We start from the raw sequence: 17741 nt of genomic DNA, 5'->3' as shown, positions 1-17741 counted from the left end.
GCCGCTCCCCCGCTCCAGCCCCGACCGGCACGGTCCGTCACAATGGAGCCCTTGCCTCCGTAGCTCAGCTGGATAGAGCAGCGGCCTTCTAATCCGCTGGTCGCAGGTTCGAGTCCTGCCGGGGGCGCCACCCTGTCTGTGCCACACACGCCGAGGACAGTGGGACGACGAAGCCCACACCGATCCGCGGATTCACGAGTGCTCTCCTCGGTGAATCCTCCTGGCCTGGTCGACGAACTCCGCTAGGTCGCGCCACGGGTCCGCGACCTGCGCTGACTCTCCCGACATGCCGGCAGGGTCCTCCCGCCAGGCGCTGCGCACTGCCGCCCCGGCGTCGGCGGCATCGCCAGCCACTTGCGCGGAGAGCTCTTCCATTCGACCCACGATCTTCTGCACCCGCGGGTCATCGGGGCGTGCTCCGGTCAGGCGCAGCTGGTCAGCGCTCCGATACAGGTGAGGCCATTCAACCTCGATCCGATAGGCCAGCGCCGGCCCGACGCCAGACGCAGCGACAGCGAGCCGCTCGCGTTGCTCCTCGTTCAGATGCCGGTCAAGGACGTCACCTGCGCCGGTGCGTGCGGCCCGCATGAGGTGGAGCATCTCGGCGGGATCGGTTCCCCCGACTTGATCGGCACCGGCCGCTACGACCCGGGCGAGTCGCTCCCGCAGCCTGCCCAGAGCCGTCAGGGCCTCGTCGATGTGACTGAGGTGATCGGCCAGGACTCGAACGGGATCGAGCCCGCCGTCGAGGCAGGTCCGGATCGACTCAAGATCAAGGCCGAACTGGCGCAGCGTGAGCACGAGGTACAACCGCCCGAGATCAGCATCGGTGTACTCTCGGCGACCCCCCGCGCCACGTACTTCGGGGGAGAGCACCCCGATCTCGTCCCAGTGGTGCAAGGTTCGCACCGTCAACCCACTCGTCTCGGCAACCTCGCCGACGCTCCATCTCTTGGTCGCGTTTGTCATGACATCGAGCATGCAACCTCACCTCGGGTGAGGTGCAAGCTCCTCGGACGCCGATCGAACTCTGAGGGGTGCGGCCTGCTCGCAAAGCGAGGTATCTTGTACTACGCCTACTACGTATCAGGAGCGACATGAGGCTCAACAGCAAGGGTCAGGTGACGATCCCGGCAGACCTCCGGCACAAGCACGGGTTCACCGAGGGCGACGAGGTGGAGGTCGTGGAGGACGGCGACACGCTGCGCATCGTGCACGCGCGTGCCGCCAGGAGCGGAGGCGAGCGAATCGTGGCCCGCATGAGGGGCACGGCCAGCACCAAGAAGACCACGGCCGAGCTGATGGAGCTGCTGCGTGGCGAGTGAGACCTCGACGACCACCCTCGTCGACTCCAACGTCCTGCTCGACATCATGACCGACGACGCCACGTGGGCTGCCTGGTCAAGCGAGATGCTGGCCGACGCACTGGAGTCGGGTCAGGTTGTGATCAACCCGATCATCTACGCCGAGGTCTCGGTGGGGTACGACGACATCGAGGAGCTTGACCGGGCCTTGCCGCAGTCCGTGCTCCGCCGTGAACCCCTTCCCTATGAGGCAGGGTTCCTCGCTGGCAAGGCCTTCCTCTCGTACCGCGAGCGAGGCGGCGCCAAACGAGCCCCGCTTCCCGACTTCTACATCGGCGCCCACGCAGCCGTCGCGGGCCACCGTCTGTTGACCCGCGACGCTCGGTTCTATCGGACCTACTTTCCACGAGTGGAGCGCATCACCCCCGACAGCCTTACGCCCTGCAACGGCCCCCGGTCGGATCGATGAGGCGATCGGCCCGGGGAGCGGTGATTCGGACCGGATCTCCCAGACCGTTGATCGAGACCTCCCAACGGGTCCCGCCGAGGCTGGCGAAGAAGCTCGTCGAGCCCGCGGGAATGGATGTCTCTGGGAGCGAGTTCAGAGCGGCCACGATCGCGTCCGCAGAGACTCCCCAGCCCGCTGGCGTGCCGTCCTCTGTCAGGCTGAGCGAGGCGTCCACGCGTGCGGGCTTCATGGCTCGTTCGGCGAGGTTGACCATCTTCTGATACCCCAGCGCACTAAGCATATCCCCTAACCGCATCGTGACGTTTGCGGCCTCTTCGTTAACAGCATCCTTGGCCCGTGCGTAGACGAGTGGAACAACCGCCGCCGGATACCACGACGCCGCCAACTCGGGGGTAGCCCAACAGTCCGGCGCGAATATCGAATCGTCGAATAGGGCCTGAACGTACGCCCTCCTGTCCACGGTGATCATCGTCACCGTCAGCTGGCCGGCGTCAGGGGTATCGCTGGTCATGACCATCTTGCTGGTGTGCTGGGCCAAGCTCCACTCACCCTCGACGGTGGGCAGACTCGACGTGGTCGCCTGACCCTCAGGCGGTGCGGCCACCCGAGCCGTTGACCTGCCCGTCCCGGCCCGACCTACCTGCTTCCATGCCCGACGGATCTCCCCCGCGGCCAGGCGCACGCCTCCAATGGGTGTGCTCGGCGACTCAGCGCTACTCGCGGTAGTCACCTTCGGCTCATCGTCGCCGTCTGAGGTCGACCCACATGCCGCTACGGACGTCGCCAACAGCAGCAGACCGGTCGCGACGGCCGTAGTCCTCATGGTTCCCGCCCCTGTCATCTGGACCATCGGTCCGAATATCTCGGCGTCAGCATAGGTCTCCAGTCGCCGCCACCGGATCACATCGGCCCTACTGGTGCGTACGACGCATATCCCGACCGTGGGCACCAGCTAAGCGTCGATCCGAGGCCAGGGCACGGTCGAGGAGGTCCGGCTGGAGCGTGGCGGCGATGGGGATCACGAAGAGCGAGAGTGGGCGGGGTTGGCGACGCGGGTCGGGGAAGCTCGGCGAGAGAGCGCAGGAGCGGATGCTCGATCGAGGTGACCAGGGCACCCATCAGCCGCCGATGGCGTCGCAGGATCCGCGCCCAGTCGACGGTCTGATAGCCACCGCGCTGCCGATCGACCAGGCGGGCGACCCGCAGTCGGCGACTGTCGAAACCCGCCGGGTCGACCCGACCCATCCGGCGCAACGTCTCGCGATAGAGCGCCTGATCGCGCAGGGAGTCGGCGTCGCGGGTCAGGAGATATCTGATCAGGGCACGGTTGAAGAACGGACTGGCGATCTCGACGTGCTGGTGCATCAGCGTGAACGTCTCGGCGATCCGCTGCGGCTGACGATGCAGCAGGTTGACCATGTGGTGCCTGCGCGGGAAGGACAGCCGCGACCACCGCGCAAGCTCCTGCTCGAAGGCGTCCACGGCCTGGTCGTAGAGCTGGGGATGCTGGTGCCGCAAGGCAGCCGAGTATGCGGCTCCGAGGTGGGTGAAGTGCGCCATCACGCCGCGCAGACTCCGTGTGGTGGCGAAGTGCATGCCGGTGAGGGCGTCGCCGAGATATCCGTGCAGTGCGACAGGAAACAGGTCACCTGCGACCGCTGCCCCGGCGATGTGCTGGGTGGCCTGCAGCCCGACACTGCCCCCGCCCAGCTCGACCACGGTGTCCCAGTGGTCGAACGGATCGAGCTCGCGCGGACCGACCTTCCGGCTCGGCATGCCCAGCTGCTCCGCGACGTAGGGAGCGGCAAGGCGGTCGAACGAGCGCCAGCCGCCGTAGGTCAACGCCGTCACCGAAGCGCGGCGGCGCTCGCGCAGGCCCAATGCGACGGCCTGCGAGTCCTGCCCAGCGCTCAAGAACAGTGCGCCGACCCTGCCCTCACGGGCCACCGCGGCACGGATCAGCTTGGCCAGCTTCTGGGGGTTCCCCGGCTTGCGTGAACGCTGGGGGCCACCGGCGATCGCCCCCAGTGCGGCGTAGCGGCCGCGTCGGACGATCCTGCTCATCGACTGGTCCAAGACGAGATACTCCCCGTCGAGCAGACGGCGCACCGAGGCGTACGGCGTCTGCCCGCCCAGCACGATCCCGGTCGTCGCCGCAACCATGGTGGCGCGCTCGTCGAGCTCGAGAGGTGCCGCGCGGGCCACCGGCCCCAGGTGCGTCCCGAGGACGACTCGGGCGGTGTCGTCGCGGTAGTAGACAGGACCCGCGCCGAGCAGGTCGGTCGCGACCACCCACTCCTCGTCCCACCGCAGCACGACGGAGAACTTGCCGTCCAGATTGCGGAGCATCTCCTCGAGATGACCCGCACCGGTCGACCTGAGGACGAACGGCCGCCCGAAGACCCAGCCGTCGCCCAGGTCACACGTCGGGGTGCTCGCCCCCGTGCCCCGGACCCTGCCGTCGAGGACCAGGAAGGACCGCACGAAGCAGGTGCCGGAGGACACGGCTACCTCTCGCGCGTCCACGCATCGCAGTGTTCCAGACCCGGACGGTCGCCTCGGGACGTGGCGCGCCTGGCCCGGCGTACGGCGATCAGGCTGGTCGTCGTGGTGACCAGCAAGATCCCCATGATCACCGCCAGCGAGAGAGCTGTCGGGATCTCCGGCACCGAGGGCCAGACCAGGTGCGCCCAGTGCAGGACCAGCTTCGCGCCGATGAACGCCAAGATTGCGGCCAGGCCGAAGTTGAGGTGGACCAGGTGATCCAGGGCGCCTCTCAGCACGAAGTAGAGGGCCCGCAGGCCCAGCAGCGCGAAGGCGTTGGTCACGAACACGAGGAACGGGTCACCGGTGATTCCATAGACGGCAGGCACCGAGTCCACCGCGAAGAGGAGGTCGGTCGCCAGCACGACGACGACCACCAGGCCGAACGGCGTGAGTGCCCGTCGACCAGCCAGTCGAGCGGCCATGCGCGGACCGTCGTACTCCTCGGTGACCGGCACGAACCTCCGGATGACGCGCACGATGCGCAGCGAGTTGACGTCGGTCTCCTGGTGACCACGGACGGCGTCGACCAGCAGCTTCGCGGCCGTGGCAGCGAGGACCAGGCCGAAGATCAAGAAGACCCAGTCGAACCTGCTCAGCGCGGTCGCTCCGAGGGCGATGAAGATCCCTCGGAGGACGAGGGCACCGGCGATGCCGTAGAGCAGCACCCTCTGCTCGAGCTCCTTCGGGACCGCGAATCCGGCGAGGATCAGCATGAAGACGAACAGGTTGTCGACGCTCAACGACTTCTCGACCAGGTAGCCGCCGTAGTACTCCAGGCCGATCTCTGCGCCGTGGTCCCACCACACATAGACGCCGAACACCAGCGGCAGCGCAAGATAGAACGCCGACCAGAGCAGCGCCTCGCGCATGCTCACCTGGTGTGGTCGGCGGGTGAGCAGGAAGTCGAGCAGCAGCAGGCCGAGCACGGTCACGAGTGCGACGCCCCAGAGCACGGGGGTGCCGATGGTCTCCGACGGGGACACAGGACTCCTCAGGTTGATCCCTGAGGTCTCCTTCACCGCCCATGTCTGTGGCCGGCTCGCCTTCGAGACGCCGGATGGCGTCGTATTGACCGAAAGGCGACGGGTGGAAGTACTCCCCTCGTCGAGCAAACACTACTGGTCTGATCGAGAATGGCCAAAACGTGGCCGCCGGGCCGACACACCGGGCAAATGCCGGGCGGCATCGAGGTCAGCGGTTTCAATGGATTCGGCCCCGCAAAGTATGAGTTTGCGGGGCCAATGAGCGCCGTCGGCAGGTCAGTGTGCGGCGACGTACTCCGTGATCTCGGCCAGCAGCCGCTGCTTGACCGCATCGTCCGCGAACAAGGCGCGTACGCCGGCGCGCGCGACGTCGGCGAGACCGGCCCGATCCAGGTCGAGCAGGTCGGCGGCGACGAGATACTCCCGGTTGAGCGTGGTGCCGAACATCGGGGGTCGTCGGAGTTGATCGACACCACGACTCCGGCCTCACTGCGGCCTCTGCACGCCGATCTCGGGTCCGCCGAGACCGAATCCGATCAGCGCGCCGACCCGATGATCCAGCGCGAACCGCAGCGTCTCGTCCGCGGCCGGGAGGCCGGCCTCGCCCGGGATGTCGTAGATCCAGCGCAGCACGATCCCGAAGTCGCGCTCAGCGGAGACCCGGGCGTCCTCGATGGCCCCGGTGTAGGCCTCGATCGGCATCCCGCGGGTGGGGTCGTGCGGCCATACGGAGGTGTACGGCGTGCAGGTGAGCTCGGCTTACCGAATCTATTCGGCCGCCATCTCCCTGGCCACCTCGTAGGTGAGCAGGCGGACATCCTCGGCCGTGCGGACCAGGTCGACCGCGGCGAGGTGGACGTGCAACTCGGCCTTGGGCAGACCCGCCACGAAAGCCGCCAGTCCGTGCCGATCCTCGGCCACGGCCATCGGCCGTCAGCCGATCGCGGTCAGCACCTGGGCGACCACGCCGTCAATGGTGCCAGCCTCGACGATGTCGCCGTTGACGTAGACCGTGGGTGTGCCCTGGATCTGTGAGGCGTCCTTGGTCGCCTCGTCCACCCATTTCTGCTCTTTCATGTCCTCGATGGCGGGCCGAATGGTGTCCTCGTCGGCACCCGCGGCGACGGCCTTCTCGACCAGCCAGTCATTGTCGGGGAAGGGGCCCTCCTCCGACGGCTGGTTCTCGTAGAGCTCGTTGTGCATCTTCAAAGCGGCGTCGTCGCCCGACTCGACCCAGACCGCCCGGAAGGCGTTGGTGGCCCGCTCGGAGTAGTCACCGAACTGCTGGAGGAAGAAGAACGGGCGATACTCCACGCTCACGTCGCCGGCGTCGGCTGCGGCCTGGAGCTTGTCGCGGGTCTTGCTCTCGAAGTACTGACACACCGGGCAGAGGAAGTCTTCGTAGACCACGATCTTGGTCTTGGCGTCCTCAGGCCCGATCACCAGCCCGAACTCGCTGTCCTTGGCGGTGTGCGGAGTCGGGTCGTGCTTGAGGGCGAAGAACAGATAGACCCCGACGATGAGCGCCAGCACCGCCGTGATCACCACGACGATGGTGAGCTGGCGCCGCCGCTCGGCGCGCTGCTGCTCCTTGATCAGGGCAGCGGTGCGCTCGGCGCGGGACCGCTCAGTGGACTTCTTCGACATCGGGGATCCTTTCGAGGGGTCGCCGGAAGATGAGGTTGTCGAGGGACAGCTTGGTGCGTGGCCAGATGATCAGGTAACCCGCCATCAGGAGGAACCCGACGTCACGGGCGATCTCCCAGGGGTACTTCTCCCGGGCATTGGGATCATACGTGCCGCCCTTGCCGAAGCAGCTGCAGTCGATATTGATGCCCTTGGCCCAGACCCAGGCGATGCCGAAGATGAACGCCACCATGCACAGCGCTCCGAAGGCGGCCGCCACGCGCGTGAACAGACCGGTGACCAAGCAGACGCCGACCGTCACCTCGACGAGCGGCAGGGCATAGCCAAAGATCTTGTACCACGGGTAGCCGAGCAGCTCGTAGGCCTTGACGGCCTGCACGTTGGCATAGGGATCGGCGAGCTTGTGCCAACTCGCCCAGATGAAGATGATCCCCAGCGCGACACGCACCAACGTGCCGAACCACTGCCTGTTCTCGCTCACGAACCCAAAGCCTAGGTGAGATCTCTTAACCAATTCTGAGGAAGCGCGGAGTTGGTCGACGTGAGTTCGGTCGCAGGGAGGCTCGCGGCCGCGGCGCGGATCGCCGGTAGGGTGCTCTGCGTGAACGACCGCCTTGTCTGGATCGACTGCGAGATGACCGGCCTCGACCTGGAGGCCGACGCGCTCATCGAGGTGGCCGCGCTGGTCACGGACTTCGACCTCAACGTGCTCGGCGACGGGATCGACCTGATCATCAAGCCGCCAGCCGAGGCCGTCACGCAGATGGGCGACTACGTCCGCACCATGCACGAGACGTCCGGTCTGCTCGCCGAGCTCGGCGGCGGCCTCACCCTGCAGGACGCCGAGGACCAGGTGCTCTCCTACATCAAGGAGCAGTGCCCCGAGGGCAGTCGCCCGCCGCTGGCCGGCAACAGCGTGGCCACCGATCGGGCCTTCCTGAGCCGGGACATGCCGGCCCTCGAGGCGTTCTTGCACTACCGGATCGTGGACGTCTCCTCCATCAAGGAGTTGGCGCGGCGGTGGTATCCCCGGGTCTGGTACGCCGCCCCCGAGAAGCGCGGCAATCATCGGGCGCTGGCCGACATCACCGAGAGCATCGAGGAGCTCCGCTACTACCGCGAAGCGGTCTTCGTTGCCCCTCCCGGACCCGACAGCGACACCGCCAAGGAGATCGCCGCCCGTCACGGCGGCTCCCTGTCCGACCGAGCGTCCTCGACCGACGCTCCCGATGCGGAACAGAGCGCCGACAACGGGTAGACTCCACGCCGTCCTGACGCCTGGAGCACATCCGGGCGTCACGTCATGGTGGGTGTAGCTGAGCTGGTAGAGCACCTGGTTGTGGTCCAGGTGGTCGCGGGTTCAAGTCCCGTCACTCACCCGGAGATAGACTGCCCCTGACCTGCGAGAACGCGGGTCAGGGGCAGTTGTCATTTTCCCGTGTCAACGGCCTTTCAACGCCCAACGGGTAGGATTTGGGTCATGTCAACACAGGCAACGGACGGGAAACTCCTTCATTTCGTGCGAGAGATGGCGGACCAGATCGCCGCGAGAATCGGTGACACGGACCCCGAGACGGGGTGCTGGCCATGGATCGGCGGCCGCACTTACAACGGCTACGGCCAGATCAGCACGCGGATCTACTATGGCCGGGACTACCCACCACCGTTCCCTGGGCAGGTTCGTGGAACACGCACATTCCGGGCGCACCGCGCAGTATTCATGCTTCACCACGACCGCGCCATTGCTGACGGCGCAGTGCTCCACCACGAGTGCTTCAATCCGCCCTGCGTGAACCCAGCCCACCTACGGGAGGTCACCCAACTGGCGAACATGCACGCAAGCCACACGCCTACGGGCGGTGGCTCAATCCGGCGGCGAGTCACCAAGGCGGGCGAGGAGCGATACATGGTCCTCTTTCGCGAGAATCGAATGCAGCGGTCACGCACGTTCGCAACTGAAGCCGAAGCGCTCAGATTCGCGTCCGTGAGGCAGGAGACCGCATAGTGGCGAGCGTGCGCGAACACATCGCGAGCACCGGCGAGACCTCCTATTCCGTACTGTTCCGGCACGGCGGAAAGCAGACGTCCGAGACTTTTTCGAGCGCCGAGCGAGCCGACTGGTTCCGCCAACTGGTCGAACTTCTAGGCCCCGAGAAGGCCCGCGCCGAGCTGAACGGCGACGATTCCGGAGGGCTCACCGTCAATGAACTGGCCGAGAGGTTCTTCGCCTGGAAAGAGCCGCAGGTCGAGCAGCGCACCATCAAGGACTACCGCCGCGACTATGCCAACCACATCAAGCGGACACTCGGCCACCGGCAGGCCGACAGCGTGGACGAGACCGACGTGCAGGCCCTGGTCGACGCCATGTCACGTCGCGGGGCCGACCCCAAGTCGGTGGCCGACCGGCACATGGTGCTGTCCTCGATGTTCAAGTACGGGTCGGCCCGCTCCCGTCGCCTCGTGCAGCGCAACCCCTGCTTGGAGACCCAACTGCCGTCGCGGCGGGCCAAGAAGCGCCAGCGGCCCAAGGGCTTCACGCTCGCACAGTGGGCCGCCATCCACGCCTACGCCGCCCGGCACTACTCCGACGCCGACGACCTGATGCTGTTCCTCGTCACCTCGGGCTGGCGGTTCTCCGAGGCCACTCCCCTGACGCCCGCGGCGGTTGAGGACTGGGGCGATGTCGAGAGGGAGGACGACGACCCCGTGCCGCAGGTGTGGGTTTCCATGCTCGGCGTCCACCGCCGTGGCGCCGATGACCGGATGGTCTATGTCAGTGGCGAGGGCAAGTCGCAGGCCGCGTCCCGGCGCATCAACCTGCCACCGCCCGCGGCCCGGATGATCCGCCGGCGCCTGGTCGGCCTCGGGCCGGAAGACCTCGTCTTCACCACCTCGACCGGCAGGCAGTGGCGGTCCAACAACTTCAACGAGCGCACCTTTCCTCGCATCCTCGCCGGGGCGGGCATCGCCAAGGTGAAGGGCATGGGCGCCCACTACCTGCGGCACACCCACGTGGCGATGCTCGACCGAGCCGACGTGTCCACCGCGCAGATGCAGCGGCGTATCGGCCACGAGGACATCTCCACCACGCTGGGCGTCTATGGAGGCATGATCGACAACACGCTCAGCGACGACGAGCTGCTGCGGCTCGGCACCATGGCAGAGGGCAAGCTCGCGGCACTGGCTGCCGGGCCGGTCGTGCAGGGCGAGGTCGTGGGCGAGGCCAAGGAGCTGGACTAGGAGTCGTCGCGACTGTTGTCGACCTCGATGTTGACCTCGCCGTGGATGTCCCCAATGACGCCGATGCCCTGCTGTCCGGCGCCGCCGTGGGTCAGGCCGGGAAGGCGCCGCTCGGCTCTGCGCAAGAACTCGCTGAATGTGAGCTGGAGCTTCTCGACAACGACCTCCAGGGTCGCAAAGTCGATCGCCTCGCCAGCCTCCATCGCAAGGAGGACGTCCACTTCAATGCCGCTTTCGTCGGCAAGGGGGATGGCTTTGATGTCGAGAGCCGCCCGCTCGGCTCGCAATTGTGCGGCGACGGCCGCGGTCATCGGGGGTTGTGACATCTGGCCAGGCTAGACCACCGGGCCATACGCCTGCGGGAAACAGGCCACCAGGTGCATCATGCCCAGATCCGGAGTAACGGAGGTGGTGACAGTGGGAGACATGAGCGCTTTCGTGGCCCTAGAAGCGATGGGGATCACCGTCCGAGAAATGGCCAGACTCGGCGACGACGCGCTGTTCTACCCGATGCGACGCAAGCTCCTGGTGGATGCCGAGTTGAGTCAGGCCGAGCGCGAGCGGGTGGCATGTAGGACGCTCGGCATCCTCGCTACTCCTGCCCGCTGATGCGGATGCGGTCCTCGCGGGGCATGGCTCGCAACGCTTCAGTGACGATGGTCCTCGGTGAGACCTTTGCCACTACGGCGATCGCCGAAATGATGTCCGTGTCGCAGGGGCGCTTGCCGCCCGTACGCTCCGAAACATAGGACTGGTTGCAACCGATCACGTCGGCGACGGGCTGTTGTTTGACTCCGCGAGCGTCCATGACGTGACGGATGCCCACCGAGAACGCCTTCGTGAAAGCTGAGGTCGGGCGGATCTCTGTCGCTCTTACCATGAGCGAAGGCTAGCGGCTTATGGGATATGCGGCAATCGGTTCACAGATGCTCTTGACTTGTTCATGGGATATCCCATAACGTCGGAGTCATGACATCCCACCTCCTGGCTGAGACTCGCGAGGCAGTCGCGGCAGAGATCAGGGCAGCGATGGCTCGGAAGCGGCTGACGCGGGGCGAACTGGCACAGCGTCTCGGAGTCGCCCGCACCACGCTCGCCGACCGGCTCGACGCGAACCGCCCGTTCGACACCGACATGCTCGCCGCGATCTGCGGCGAGTTGGAGATCGACCTGCTGTCGCTCTTCCCGGTATCGGCCAGCGCGGTGGAGTCGGCATGACCGAGCGCCTACTCACCGCAGCCGACCTGGCCGAGCTGCTCGGCGCCCCCGAGTCCACCGTCATGGAGTGGTGCCGCACCTACAGGTGGCCCCACGTCCGCCTCGGCCGTCGCTTCCGATGGACGCCCGAACAGGTCGAGCAGATCGTCGCCGCGCACGTCGTGGTCGGCGAGAAGCCCGACACATCGGGCCGGACCGCGCGGGCGATGCAGCGGAGGCGGTCGGCATGACCGACCTCGCCACCGTCACCGACCTCGACATCGAGCGCCTGGTCCACCTCGACCAGCGTGTCGATGCCGCCGAGGGCGATGGGCTGCGGGCGCGCTGGGAGTTCGGGCAGCAGATGCTCGCGGCCCGCGACGGAGCGGGGCGTCTGCCCAATGGCTACCTCGCGGCACTCGTGGAGCGCACGGGCAAGAGCCGGACCGAATTGGCCCGCCGCATCCGCTTTGCCGACCGCTTCCCGGGTGAAGACGAACTGTGTCACGCCGTGACGCAGTTCCCTTCGTGGCACGAGGTCGTGAAGCACCTCAAGGCCGAGAAGGACGCCGAGGACTCGCTGCCCGTCCACCCCGCCGAGGCGCCCGAGGGCACCTTCCGCACCTTCGTCGCCGACCCGCCCTGGGACTACGGCAACACCTCGACCCGCAACGCCGCCGCGAAGCACTACAAGACGATGAGCACCGAGGACCTGTGCGCCCTCGACGTAGTGCCCGAGCACGCGGCCGACGAAGCACACCTCTACCTGTGGACCACGTCGAGCCACCTGCCCGAGGCGTTCGCGGTGATGTCCGCGTGGGGCTTCGACTACAAGACATATCTGGTCTGGGTCAAGCCGCAGATCGGCATGGGCAACTACTTCCGCGTCTCCACCGAGCTGGCGCTGTTCGGCGTCCGTGGCGGGATGCGGACCCTGCGCCGGGACGTGCGCAACCACTTCGAGGTGTCCCGCTCCAAGCACTCCGCGAAGCCGCCACAGTTCCACGACCTCGTGGCCTCGTGCTCGCCCGGGCCGTACATGGAGCTGTTCTCGCGCTGCGGCCAGGACGACATGCTCGACGGCCTTTGCCAGTGCTCCAAGTGCCGTCTCGGCTGGACCGTATGGGGAGACCAATCATGACCGGCTATCGCTGCTCCAAGTTCCGCTGGGACTGCTCCATGGACGGCTGCTACCACGAGTCGCTGCCGGACTGGGAGGACATCTGCACGACCGTCTTCCCTCGCGGCATCTACCCGACCGACGTGGACGGCATGGTCGAAATGAACGGCCACCTGCTGTTCCTTGAACAGAAGGGGCCGGGCGTCGGAATCGATACCGGTCAGCGGCTCGCCATGCGTCACCTGGCGAACCTCTCGACCAAGGTCACGGTCCTGTTCATGCGGCCCGGCAAGGCGTCCGACCTCGAAGTGCTGCTGTACCGCCGCGATGTCGAGGCGATGGGTTGGCAGCCGTGGACGCGGCCTCAACTCCTGGACTGGCTCAGACATTGGGCCGGCCGAGCAGCCCAAGACCTCACCCCGGAAGTAGGTGTCGCATGTTCAAGGAACTGATGGTGAAAGTCGTAGAGGACGTACTTGTCGACGTAGTGGCCGACAGGGTCGTCAACGAGGGCTGGATTCACAATATCGAGACCGGCCTAATCGTCCGTCGCGACCTTGCGACCGACGAGGACAAGAAGGAAGCCGTCGCGGCGTACGCCCGGATGCTCAGGATCCACGGGTTCCCAGAGTCATGACCGCCGACCTCCTCTGGTTCGACCAGCTCTTCCAGACTCCCGCCGCACCGGCGATTGGGGAATACCCGGTCGCGGCGGGACACAACGCCCTCCCCGACCCGCCCGTGTCGGGTTGAGGGCAGCCCGGGTCGCGCTACGAGGTCGCGGCCCGGGCACAGACTTCCGGCCCGCATATGGGGAGTGGGCCGGAGCAAACCAAATAACAGCGGGGCCGCCCGGACACCCAGTCACAAGCGGCCCCACCAACCACAGCAAAGGATACGTGATGACCGACCCAGTCGCAGCCATCCAGGCCGCCGAGGCGCGAGCCCTGGCCGAGCACGAGGCGGGCACCTGCTCGGAGTCCGAGTGGACGTGCAGCACATGCGAGGCGGCCCGATGAGCCCCGCCGCCCTCGTCGCCTTCGTCGTCGCTGCCGTCGTCTGTGCCATCGGCCTGTCCGGCCACGCGCAGGACTTCCTGATCGCCGTCTGGTCCCTGCGCGGGCCCATCGTCGTCGCTGCCGTGCTCGCGCTGGTCGCGGGTGCGCTCGACCGGATGGGGGTGCGGGCATGAGCGCCATGGCCCCCGAGCAAGAGCCCACCGTCATCGAGCGCACCGCGCCCCGCGTGTGGCGCGAGGTGGACGAGTCCGGGCTGCCCCGTGCGACACGGCGGGCGGTCGAGGCGTGGGTGCGGACGGTGTGCGAGTGGGTCGGGGTCCGCAAGCCACGCATCGGCTTCAATGCCGAGGACGCGGAGGTTGCGGTCACCCTGCGCAGCACCCGGGAGATCGAGCGGCTCGGCCTGGCGCTGCTGGCCGACTACTGGCAGGTGGGCATCGGTGGTGGCGGGCTGTGGCTTGTGGACCATCCGCTCGGGGTCGGGGTCATCTTCCGCACGAAGGTCGGTGCGGCATGAGCGACGACGGCCACTGGCAGAACGCCGACGGCACGTGCCCCGAGGCCACCTGGCCGCAGCCCGAGCGTGGCGTCCCTCGCACCTACATCGCGACCCTTCCCATTCCCGGCGAAGTGCCCTTCGGGCTCGACCTCCTCATCACCGTCCACCCCGACGAGGCAGACGGCATCGAGGTCGCCCCGCGCCTGGACGAGACGCGCTGGGGTGCGCCGCTGCCGGTCAGGAGGGCGGACTAGTGCCTGACGTGCCGAGCCCAAGGCCTGCCCCCGACGACCTGACCGCCCTCGCTGATGCCGTCGGCGTCCTGCGCACACCACTGGACGCGCTGGACTTCGAGCACGTGCCGATGTGCGAGGCGCGGCCCGGCTTCCACGACAAGGTGCCGCCTGCTGACTTCCTGGTCATTGTCGGCCCGACCTGCTCGTGCCCCATTCACCCGAGTAACGCCTATCTGTGCTCGGGTTGCTGGCGGTGCTACGCGGGCAAGTTCGCGGTCTGCAACGCGTGCAAGCGGTTCGTCGCCTTCCGAGCGGAGGCGCTGCGATGAGCACGCCGACCAACCTCCGCGAGGGCCTCGACGCCGCCGAGCGCGCCGAGGCAGCAGACAACGAGCGGGCGCTGCGGGTCGCCGAGTTCCTGGCGTGCGCTGACGACGAGGAGAAGGCCGAGTACTGGCGGGCGAGGGGGCGGCGATGCTAGATCCCGGCATCTACCCCAACCTCGACCGCGCCGACCTCCCGCCCGGACTGTCGTACTCCGGCGCGAAGGACATCCTCAACTGCCCCGCGCTCTACAGGTGGAAGCGCGCCAACCCGAGCGCGCCCAGCGAGGCGATGGAGACCGGTACCGTCACCCACGCCCTCATCCTCGACACGCCCCAATGCTGGCGCACCATCGACGGCGGACGCGGAGTCACCGAGCGACGCAAGGCAGCCCGCGCCGAAGGGCTCATCCCCATCACCACCGACGCGCTGGCCACCGCAGCACGCATGGCCGTCGCAGTCCGGGACCTGCCCGAGGCCGCCGACCTGCTCGACCGTTGCAGCTCCGAGAACCGCGAGGTCGCCGCCATCGCACAAGACCCCGAGACGGGCGTGTGGGTGCGCTGCTACTTCGACGCCCTGCACGACGGCGGCCGCTACGGCGTAGACGTCAAGACAGGCCGAGAGGGCACCCTGGGCGACTTCGCCCGGACCGCCGCGAATCTCGGCTACGACCTACAGGCAGCCACTTATGCCGCCGTCATGGAGTGGCTGGGGCAACCGATCGACGCGCTGCTGTTCTGCATCGTCGAGTCCTCCGAACCGCACTTCGTCGGGGTCCGCGAACTGGACGCCGACTTCCTCGCCCGCGGCCGAGCACGACTCCGGCGCGCCCTCGACACCTACGCCGCGTGCGTCGAGACGGACACCTGGCCCGGACCGGCCACCTACCAGACCATCAGCGCCCCGCCCTGGGCGCTCCGAGCAGAAGGAATCCCAGCGTGACCGTCGCAATCCACGAGCCCAGCGGCTCAACCCTCGCCATCGCCGCCGAACAGAGCGGCTTCACCGACGCCCAGGTATCCGCGCTCCAACAGATCGGCGTAGACAAGGCGTCCTCGGGCGACCTGCAAGTGTTCTTCCACGTCTGCCAGCGCACCGGCCTCGACCCCTTCGCCAGGCAGATCCATCTCATCGGCCGCCAGGTCAGCGAGATGGGCGCAGACGGCCAGTGGACCAAGGTCACCAAGCAGACCATCCAGACCGGCATCGACGGCTTCCGCCTCATCGGCCGCCGCGCCGCCGACCGGGCACACCACAAGCTGAGCGTCGGCGCGGCCGAGTGGGCGCACCCGGACGGCACCTGGCGGCCCGTGTGGTCCAAGGAGTGGGGCTTCCCGGTCGCAGCCCGCGTCACCATCCACCGCGACGGCGAGCCGTTCACAGCCGTGGCGATGTTCGACGAGTACAAGCAGACCAAGCGCGGCGGCGACCTCAACAGCATGTGGTCGCAGCGTCCGGCCGGGCAGATCGCCAAGTGCGCCGAGGCGCTGGCGTGGCGAATGGCGTTCCCGCAGGACCTCGCCGGGCTCTACTCCGACGACGAGATGGGGCAGGCCGACAACCGCCACCATGAGCCCGCGCCCAACCCGACCACCCGCCTCGCGGACCTGACCGCAGAGCCCGAGGTCGTCACCGCCGAGCGCGAGGAGTACGACGCCCTCCTCGCCGAGGCTGAGGAGAACTACCAACTGCTCGACACCACGAGCCAACTCGCCAAGCGGCTCTACGCCACGGTCGGACAGGCGGGCATCCCCGAGGAGCAGATGCACGAGTTCCTGTCCTCAGCGGTCGGGCGCGACATCCCATCCAGCAAAGACCTCCTCGAGCGAGAGGTCCGGGAGATCCTCGACAACTTCGACGCCCTCCTCGCCGCCTTCATGGCAGACGGGAGCGCGTCATGAGCAGAGCACCACGCCGCACGCCCGGGCAGATGGCCGCCGCCGACCTCACCCGAGCGCGCGGCGAGCAGCGGCGACTCAAGGCCCTGCGCAACTACCAGGCCGCGCACCCGCTGCTGGCCGAGAGCAAGGAGGACGAGTGATGGCACGCCTCCCGCACCCGACCAAGTGTGTCGGGGTCTGCACGGGCTGCAGTCACTGGCAGGTCGACGTCCCGCCCATCGCAGGCCGCGACTTCGACGGCCCCAACGCCATCGTCTGGGCCATCGGCGAACTGCACCATGAGCACGTCTACGGCGACTGCCCCGGCGGCACCGAGGGCCGCATCAAGGTCATGGGCCAATGGGTCGAGCGTCCCGGCGTCGACGACGGCACCCCCGTACAAGGCGCGCTGGCCTTCCAGATGCTGCCCGAGTGGTGGGTCTGGCGTGGACTGATGGCGGTGAACGCGGCACGGGAGTTGGCGGTGAACGCGGCACGGGAGTTGGCGGTGAACGCGGCACGGGAGTTGGCGGCGACGGGGACACCTGGCGAGTGGGTGGTACTCGGCAACTCGATCGGCGCGTCGATCGGACAGTGCAACTGCGGCACGCAAGGCATGGATGGCTATGGCCACGAGCCCGGCTGCGGCCTAGAGCAGGTTGCCTCAACTCAGGCCGACGATGCCGTCAAGATCACCAAGGCCGTCAACGCCCTGCCCGCGATAGGCGACCTGCTCGACGCGGTGGAGGGCCTGCGCAGGCACTGCGCCAAGGGGTCTGCCTGCGACTGGGCGCCGTGTCGCACCGTGCGTGCTGCGGACGCGCTCACGGAGGCACTGCGATGACCGCCCCGACGCTCGCCGAGCGGCTGAATGAGCATCAATGGACCACGTGGCGGTCGTTCACCAACGACAACACCATCCGCCGCTGCTGTGGGCAGGACTTCGGCAACGCCACCCGCAAGGGCCGGCGAGGCGATGCCGAGGCCGCTGCGGCCGCACTGAACGAGCACCTTGCCTCCGTCGCCCTCGCGTGGATGCGGGAGCGGCTGGCGGAGGTCGAAGCGCCGGGATACCTCGGGCACGGGTCTCCTGGCCGCTTCTGGTATCAAGTCGCGCTCGCCGAGGTGGCCGAGGCGCTTGGAGGCGAGTCGTGAGCGCCAAGTGCCTGTGCGACCAACTCTCGGCTGACTTCGGAGTCGGCATCAACCACTCCCGGCGGTGTCCAGCAGGCCACGGCTACCAGCCCCCCGGTGGGCTGAGCCTTGCGCCGGG

31 protein-coding genes, 2 tRNA genes and 1 pseudogene are annotated in these 17741 nt (G+C 67.6%); 23 read left to right on the top strand and 11 right to left on the bottom strand.

Features of this window, described 5'->3' with window-relative positions; genetic code table 11:
• The first annotated feature begins 53 nt into the window (after positions 1–53).
• A tRNA-Arg gene (locus QM714_RS00505) sits at positions 54–130 on the top strand.
• A gap of 62 nt (positions 131–192) precedes the next feature.
• Here the strand turns inward: QM714_RS00505 and QM714_RS00500 are convergent.
• Positions 193–981, bottom strand: coding sequence for a MerR family transcriptional regulator (locus tag QM714_RS00500; protein ID WP_415096551.1), 789 nt, complete (start codon positions 979–981; stop codon positions 193–195).
• A gap of 116 nt (positions 982–1097) precedes the next feature.
• Here QM714_RS00500 and QM714_RS00495 point away from each other — a divergent pair, with 116 nt between their 5' ends.
• Together QM714_RS00495 and QM714_RS00490 are read left to right on the top strand one after the other, a co-directional pair.
• The gene (locus QM714_RS00495) at positions 1098–1325 is read left to right on the top strand and encodes an AbrB/MazE/SpoVT family DNA-binding domain-containing protein (protein WP_415096549.1); all 228 of its coding nucleotides are present in this window, start codon (positions 1098–1100) and stop codon (positions 1323–1325) included.
• Positions 1315–1773: a type II toxin-antitoxin system VapC family toxin gene (locus QM714_RS00490; RefSeq protein WP_415096547.1), complete on the top strand. Its 459-nt coding sequence runs from the start codon at positions 1315–1317 to the stop codon at positions 1771–1773. Before QM714_RS00495 ends, QM714_RS00490 begins: the two co-directional genes overlap by 11 nt.
• Here the strand turns inward: QM714_RS00490 and QM714_RS00485 are convergent.
• From QM714_RS00485 to QM714_RS00450, 8 genes and pseudogenes are all read right to left on the bottom strand, one after another.
• Entirely contained in the window at positions 1739–2722 is a 984-nt protein-coding gene (locus QM714_RS00485) for a hypothetical protein (protein ID WP_415096545.1), read from the bottom strand. The two genes, QM714_RS00490 and QM714_RS00485, sit on opposite strands and share 35 nt — an antisense overlap.
• Complete coding sequence (locus tag QM714_RS00480; RefSeq protein ID WP_415096543.1) at positions 2674–4299, bottom strand: asparagine synthase-related protein; 1626 nt, start codon at positions 4297–4299, stop codon at positions 2674–2676. Before QM714_RS00480 ends, QM714_RS00485 begins: the two co-directional genes overlap by 49 nt.
• The gene (locus QM714_RS00475) at positions 4281–5303 is read right to left on the bottom strand and encodes a TerC/Alx family metal homeostasis membrane protein (RefSeq protein ID WP_415096541.1); all 1023 of its coding nucleotides are present in this window, start codon (positions 5301–5303) and stop codon (positions 4281–4283) included. The genes QM714_RS00480 and QM714_RS00475 overlap by 19 nt, the downstream gene beginning before the upstream one ends.
• 276 nt (positions 5304–5579) lie before the next feature.
• Positions 5580–5750, bottom strand: a complete 171-nt coding sequence (locus QM714_RS00470) for a hypothetical protein (RefSeq protein ID WP_415096539.1) — start codon at positions 5748–5750, stop codon at positions 5580–5582.
• Positions 5751–5789: 39 nt separating this feature from the next.
• Positions 5790–6047, bottom strand: a pseudogene (locus tag QM714_RS00465) (adenosine deaminase); the annotation flags it as partial.
• A 24-nt stretch (positions 6048–6071) separates the two neighbouring features.
• Entirely contained in the window at positions 6072–6230 is a 159-nt protein-coding gene (locus QM714_RS00460) for a hypothetical protein (RefSeq protein ID WP_415096537.1), read from the bottom strand.
• A 6-nt stretch (positions 6231–6236) separates the two neighbouring features.
• Positions 6237–6950, bottom strand: a complete 714-nt coding sequence (locus QM714_RS00455; RefSeq protein WP_415096535.1) for a DsbA family protein — start codon at positions 6948–6950, stop codon at positions 6237–6239.
• Positions 6931–7431, bottom strand: a complete 501-nt coding sequence (locus QM714_RS00450) for a DoxX family protein (protein WP_415096533.1) — start codon at positions 7429–7431, stop codon at positions 6931–6933. Before QM714_RS00450 ends, QM714_RS00455 begins: the two co-directional genes overlap by 20 nt.
• 120 nt (positions 7432–7551) lie before the next feature.
• Between QM714_RS00450 and orn the strand changes: the two genes are divergently transcribed.
• From orn to QM714_RS00430, 4 genes are all read left to right on the top strand, one after another.
• Positions 7552–8208 (top strand): oligoribonuclease, encoded by a 657-nt coding sequence (gene orn / locus QM714_RS00445; protein WP_415096531.1) that lies wholly within the window; start codon positions 7552–7554, stop codon positions 8206–8208.
• Positions 8209–8256: 48 nt separating this feature from the next.
• A tRNA-His gene (locus QM714_RS00440) sits at positions 8257–8329 on the top strand.
• Positions 8330–8430: 101 nt separating this feature from the next.
• Entirely contained in the window at positions 8431–8955 is a 525-nt protein-coding gene (locus tag QM714_RS00435; RefSeq protein ID WP_415096529.1) for an HNH endonuclease, read from the top strand.
• A gap of 8 nt (positions 8956–8963) precedes the next feature.
• Positions 8964–10190: a tyrosine-type recombinase/integrase gene (locus QM714_RS00430; protein WP_415096527.1), complete on the top strand. Its 1227-nt coding sequence runs from the start codon at positions 8964–8966 to the stop codon at positions 10188–10190.
• Here QM714_RS00430 and QM714_RS00425 read toward each other — a convergent pair.
• Positions 10187–10501: a hypothetical protein gene (locus QM714_RS00425; protein WP_415096525.1), complete on the bottom strand. Its 315-nt coding sequence runs from the start codon at positions 10499–10501 to the stop codon at positions 10187–10189. The two genes, QM714_RS00430 and QM714_RS00425, sit on opposite strands and share 4 nt — an antisense overlap.
• A gap of 115 nt (positions 10502–10616) precedes the next feature.
• Here QM714_RS00425 and QM714_RS00420 point away from each other — a divergent pair, with 115 nt between their 5' ends.
• The gene (locus QM714_RS00420) at positions 10617–10799 is read left to right on the top strand and encodes a hypothetical protein (RefSeq protein ID WP_415096523.1); all 183 of its coding nucleotides are present in this window, start codon (positions 10617–10619) and stop codon (positions 10797–10799) included.
• Here the strand turns inward: QM714_RS00420 and QM714_RS00415 are convergent.
• The gene (locus QM714_RS00415; protein ID WP_415096521.1) at positions 10783–11016 is read right to left on the bottom strand and encodes a hypothetical protein; all 234 of its coding nucleotides are present in this window, start codon (positions 11014–11016) and stop codon (positions 10783–10785) included. The two genes, QM714_RS00420 and QM714_RS00415, sit on opposite strands and share 17 nt — an antisense overlap.
• Positions 11017–11159: 143 nt before the next feature.
• Between QM714_RS00415 and QM714_RS00410 the strand changes: the two genes are divergently transcribed.
• The 15 genes from QM714_RS00410 to QM714_RS00340 all read left to right on the top strand — a co-directional run bounded on the left by QM714_RS00410 (position 11160) and on the right by QM714_RS00340 (position 17623).
• Entirely contained in the window at positions 11160–11408 is a 249-nt protein-coding gene (locus tag QM714_RS00410) for a helix-turn-helix domain-containing protein (protein ID WP_415096519.1), read from the top strand.
• Positions 11405–11638: a helix-turn-helix domain-containing protein gene (locus QM714_RS00405; RefSeq protein WP_415096517.1), complete on the top strand. Its 234-nt coding sequence runs from the start codon at positions 11405–11407 to the stop codon at positions 11636–11638. The genes QM714_RS00410 and QM714_RS00405 overlap by 4 nt, the downstream gene beginning before the upstream one ends.
• The gene (locus QM714_RS00400; RefSeq protein ID WP_415096515.1) at positions 11635–12528 is read left to right on the top strand and encodes an MT-A70 family methyltransferase; all 894 of its coding nucleotides are present in this window, start codon (positions 11635–11637) and stop codon (positions 12526–12528) included. The genes QM714_RS00405 and QM714_RS00400 overlap by 4 nt, the downstream gene beginning before the upstream one ends.
• Positions 12525–12959 (top strand): hypothetical protein, encoded by a 435-nt coding sequence (locus QM714_RS00395; protein ID WP_415096513.1) that lies wholly within the window; start codon positions 12525–12527, stop codon positions 12957–12959. Before QM714_RS00400 ends, QM714_RS00395 begins: the two co-directional genes overlap by 4 nt.
• Entirely contained in the window at positions 12944–13144 is a 201-nt protein-coding gene (locus QM714_RS00390; protein ID WP_415096511.1) for a hypothetical protein, read from the top strand. The genes QM714_RS00395 and QM714_RS00390 overlap by 16 nt, the downstream gene beginning before the upstream one ends.
• 378 nt (positions 13145–13522) lie before the next feature.
• Positions 13523–13699: a hypothetical protein gene (locus tag QM714_RS00385; protein WP_415096509.1), complete on the top strand. Its 177-nt coding sequence runs from the start codon at positions 13523–13525 to the stop codon at positions 13697–13699.
• A complete protein-coding gene (locus QM714_RS00380; RefSeq protein WP_415096507.1) occupies positions 13696–14043 on the top strand; it encodes a hypothetical protein in 348 nt (115 codons plus the stop codon). Before QM714_RS00385 ends, QM714_RS00380 begins: the two co-directional genes overlap by 4 nt.
• Positions 14040–14279: a hypothetical protein gene (locus tag QM714_RS00375; protein ID WP_415096505.1), complete on the top strand. Its 240-nt coding sequence runs from the start codon at positions 14040–14042 to the stop codon at positions 14277–14279. Before QM714_RS00380 ends, QM714_RS00375 begins: the two co-directional genes overlap by 4 nt.
• Positions 14279–14590: a hypothetical protein gene (locus QM714_RS00370; RefSeq protein WP_415096503.1), complete on the top strand. Its 312-nt coding sequence runs from the start codon at positions 14279–14281 to the stop codon at positions 14588–14590. The genes QM714_RS00375 and QM714_RS00370 overlap by 1 nt, the downstream gene beginning before the upstream one ends.
• Complete coding sequence (locus QM714_RS00365) at positions 14587–14742, top strand: hypothetical protein (RefSeq protein ID WP_415096501.1); 156 nt, start codon at positions 14587–14589, stop codon at positions 14740–14742. Before QM714_RS00370 ends, QM714_RS00365 begins: the two co-directional genes overlap by 4 nt.
• Positions 14736–15530, top strand: a complete 795-nt coding sequence (locus tag QM714_RS00360; protein ID WP_415096499.1) for a PD-(D/E)XK nuclease-like domain-containing protein — start codon at positions 14736–14738, stop codon at positions 15528–15530. Before QM714_RS00365 ends, QM714_RS00360 begins: the two co-directional genes overlap by 7 nt.
• The gene (locus QM714_RS00355; RefSeq protein WP_415096497.1) at positions 15527–16489 is read left to right on the top strand and encodes a RecT family recombinase; all 963 of its coding nucleotides are present in this window, start codon (positions 15527–15529) and stop codon (positions 16487–16489) included. The genes QM714_RS00360 and QM714_RS00355 overlap by 4 nt, the downstream gene beginning before the upstream one ends.
• Positions 16486–16629 (top strand): hypothetical protein, encoded by a 144-nt coding sequence (locus QM714_RS00350; protein ID WP_415096495.1) that lies wholly within the window; start codon positions 16486–16488, stop codon positions 16627–16629. The genes QM714_RS00355 and QM714_RS00350 overlap by 4 nt, the downstream gene beginning before the upstream one ends.
• Complete coding sequence (locus QM714_RS00345; RefSeq protein WP_415096493.1) at positions 16629–17312, top strand: hypothetical protein; 684 nt, start codon at positions 16629–16631, stop codon at positions 17310–17312. Before QM714_RS00350 ends, QM714_RS00345 begins: the two co-directional genes overlap by 1 nt.
• Positions 17309–17623, top strand: coding sequence for a hypothetical protein (locus QM714_RS00340; RefSeq protein ID WP_415096491.1), 315 nt, complete (start codon positions 17309–17311; stop codon positions 17621–17623). The genes QM714_RS00345 and QM714_RS00340 overlap by 4 nt, the downstream gene beginning before the upstream one ends.
• Positions 17624–17741: the final 118 nt, after the last annotated feature.

Source organism: Nocardioides sp. (assembly GCF_047602075.1).
In the GTDB taxonomy this organism is placed as follows: domain Bacteria; phylum Actinomycetota; class Actinomycetes; order Propionibacteriales; family Nocardioidaceae; genus Nocardioides.
Note: the sequence above shows the minus strand (reverse complement) of the source record. Positions and strands in the feature narration are given on the sequence as shown.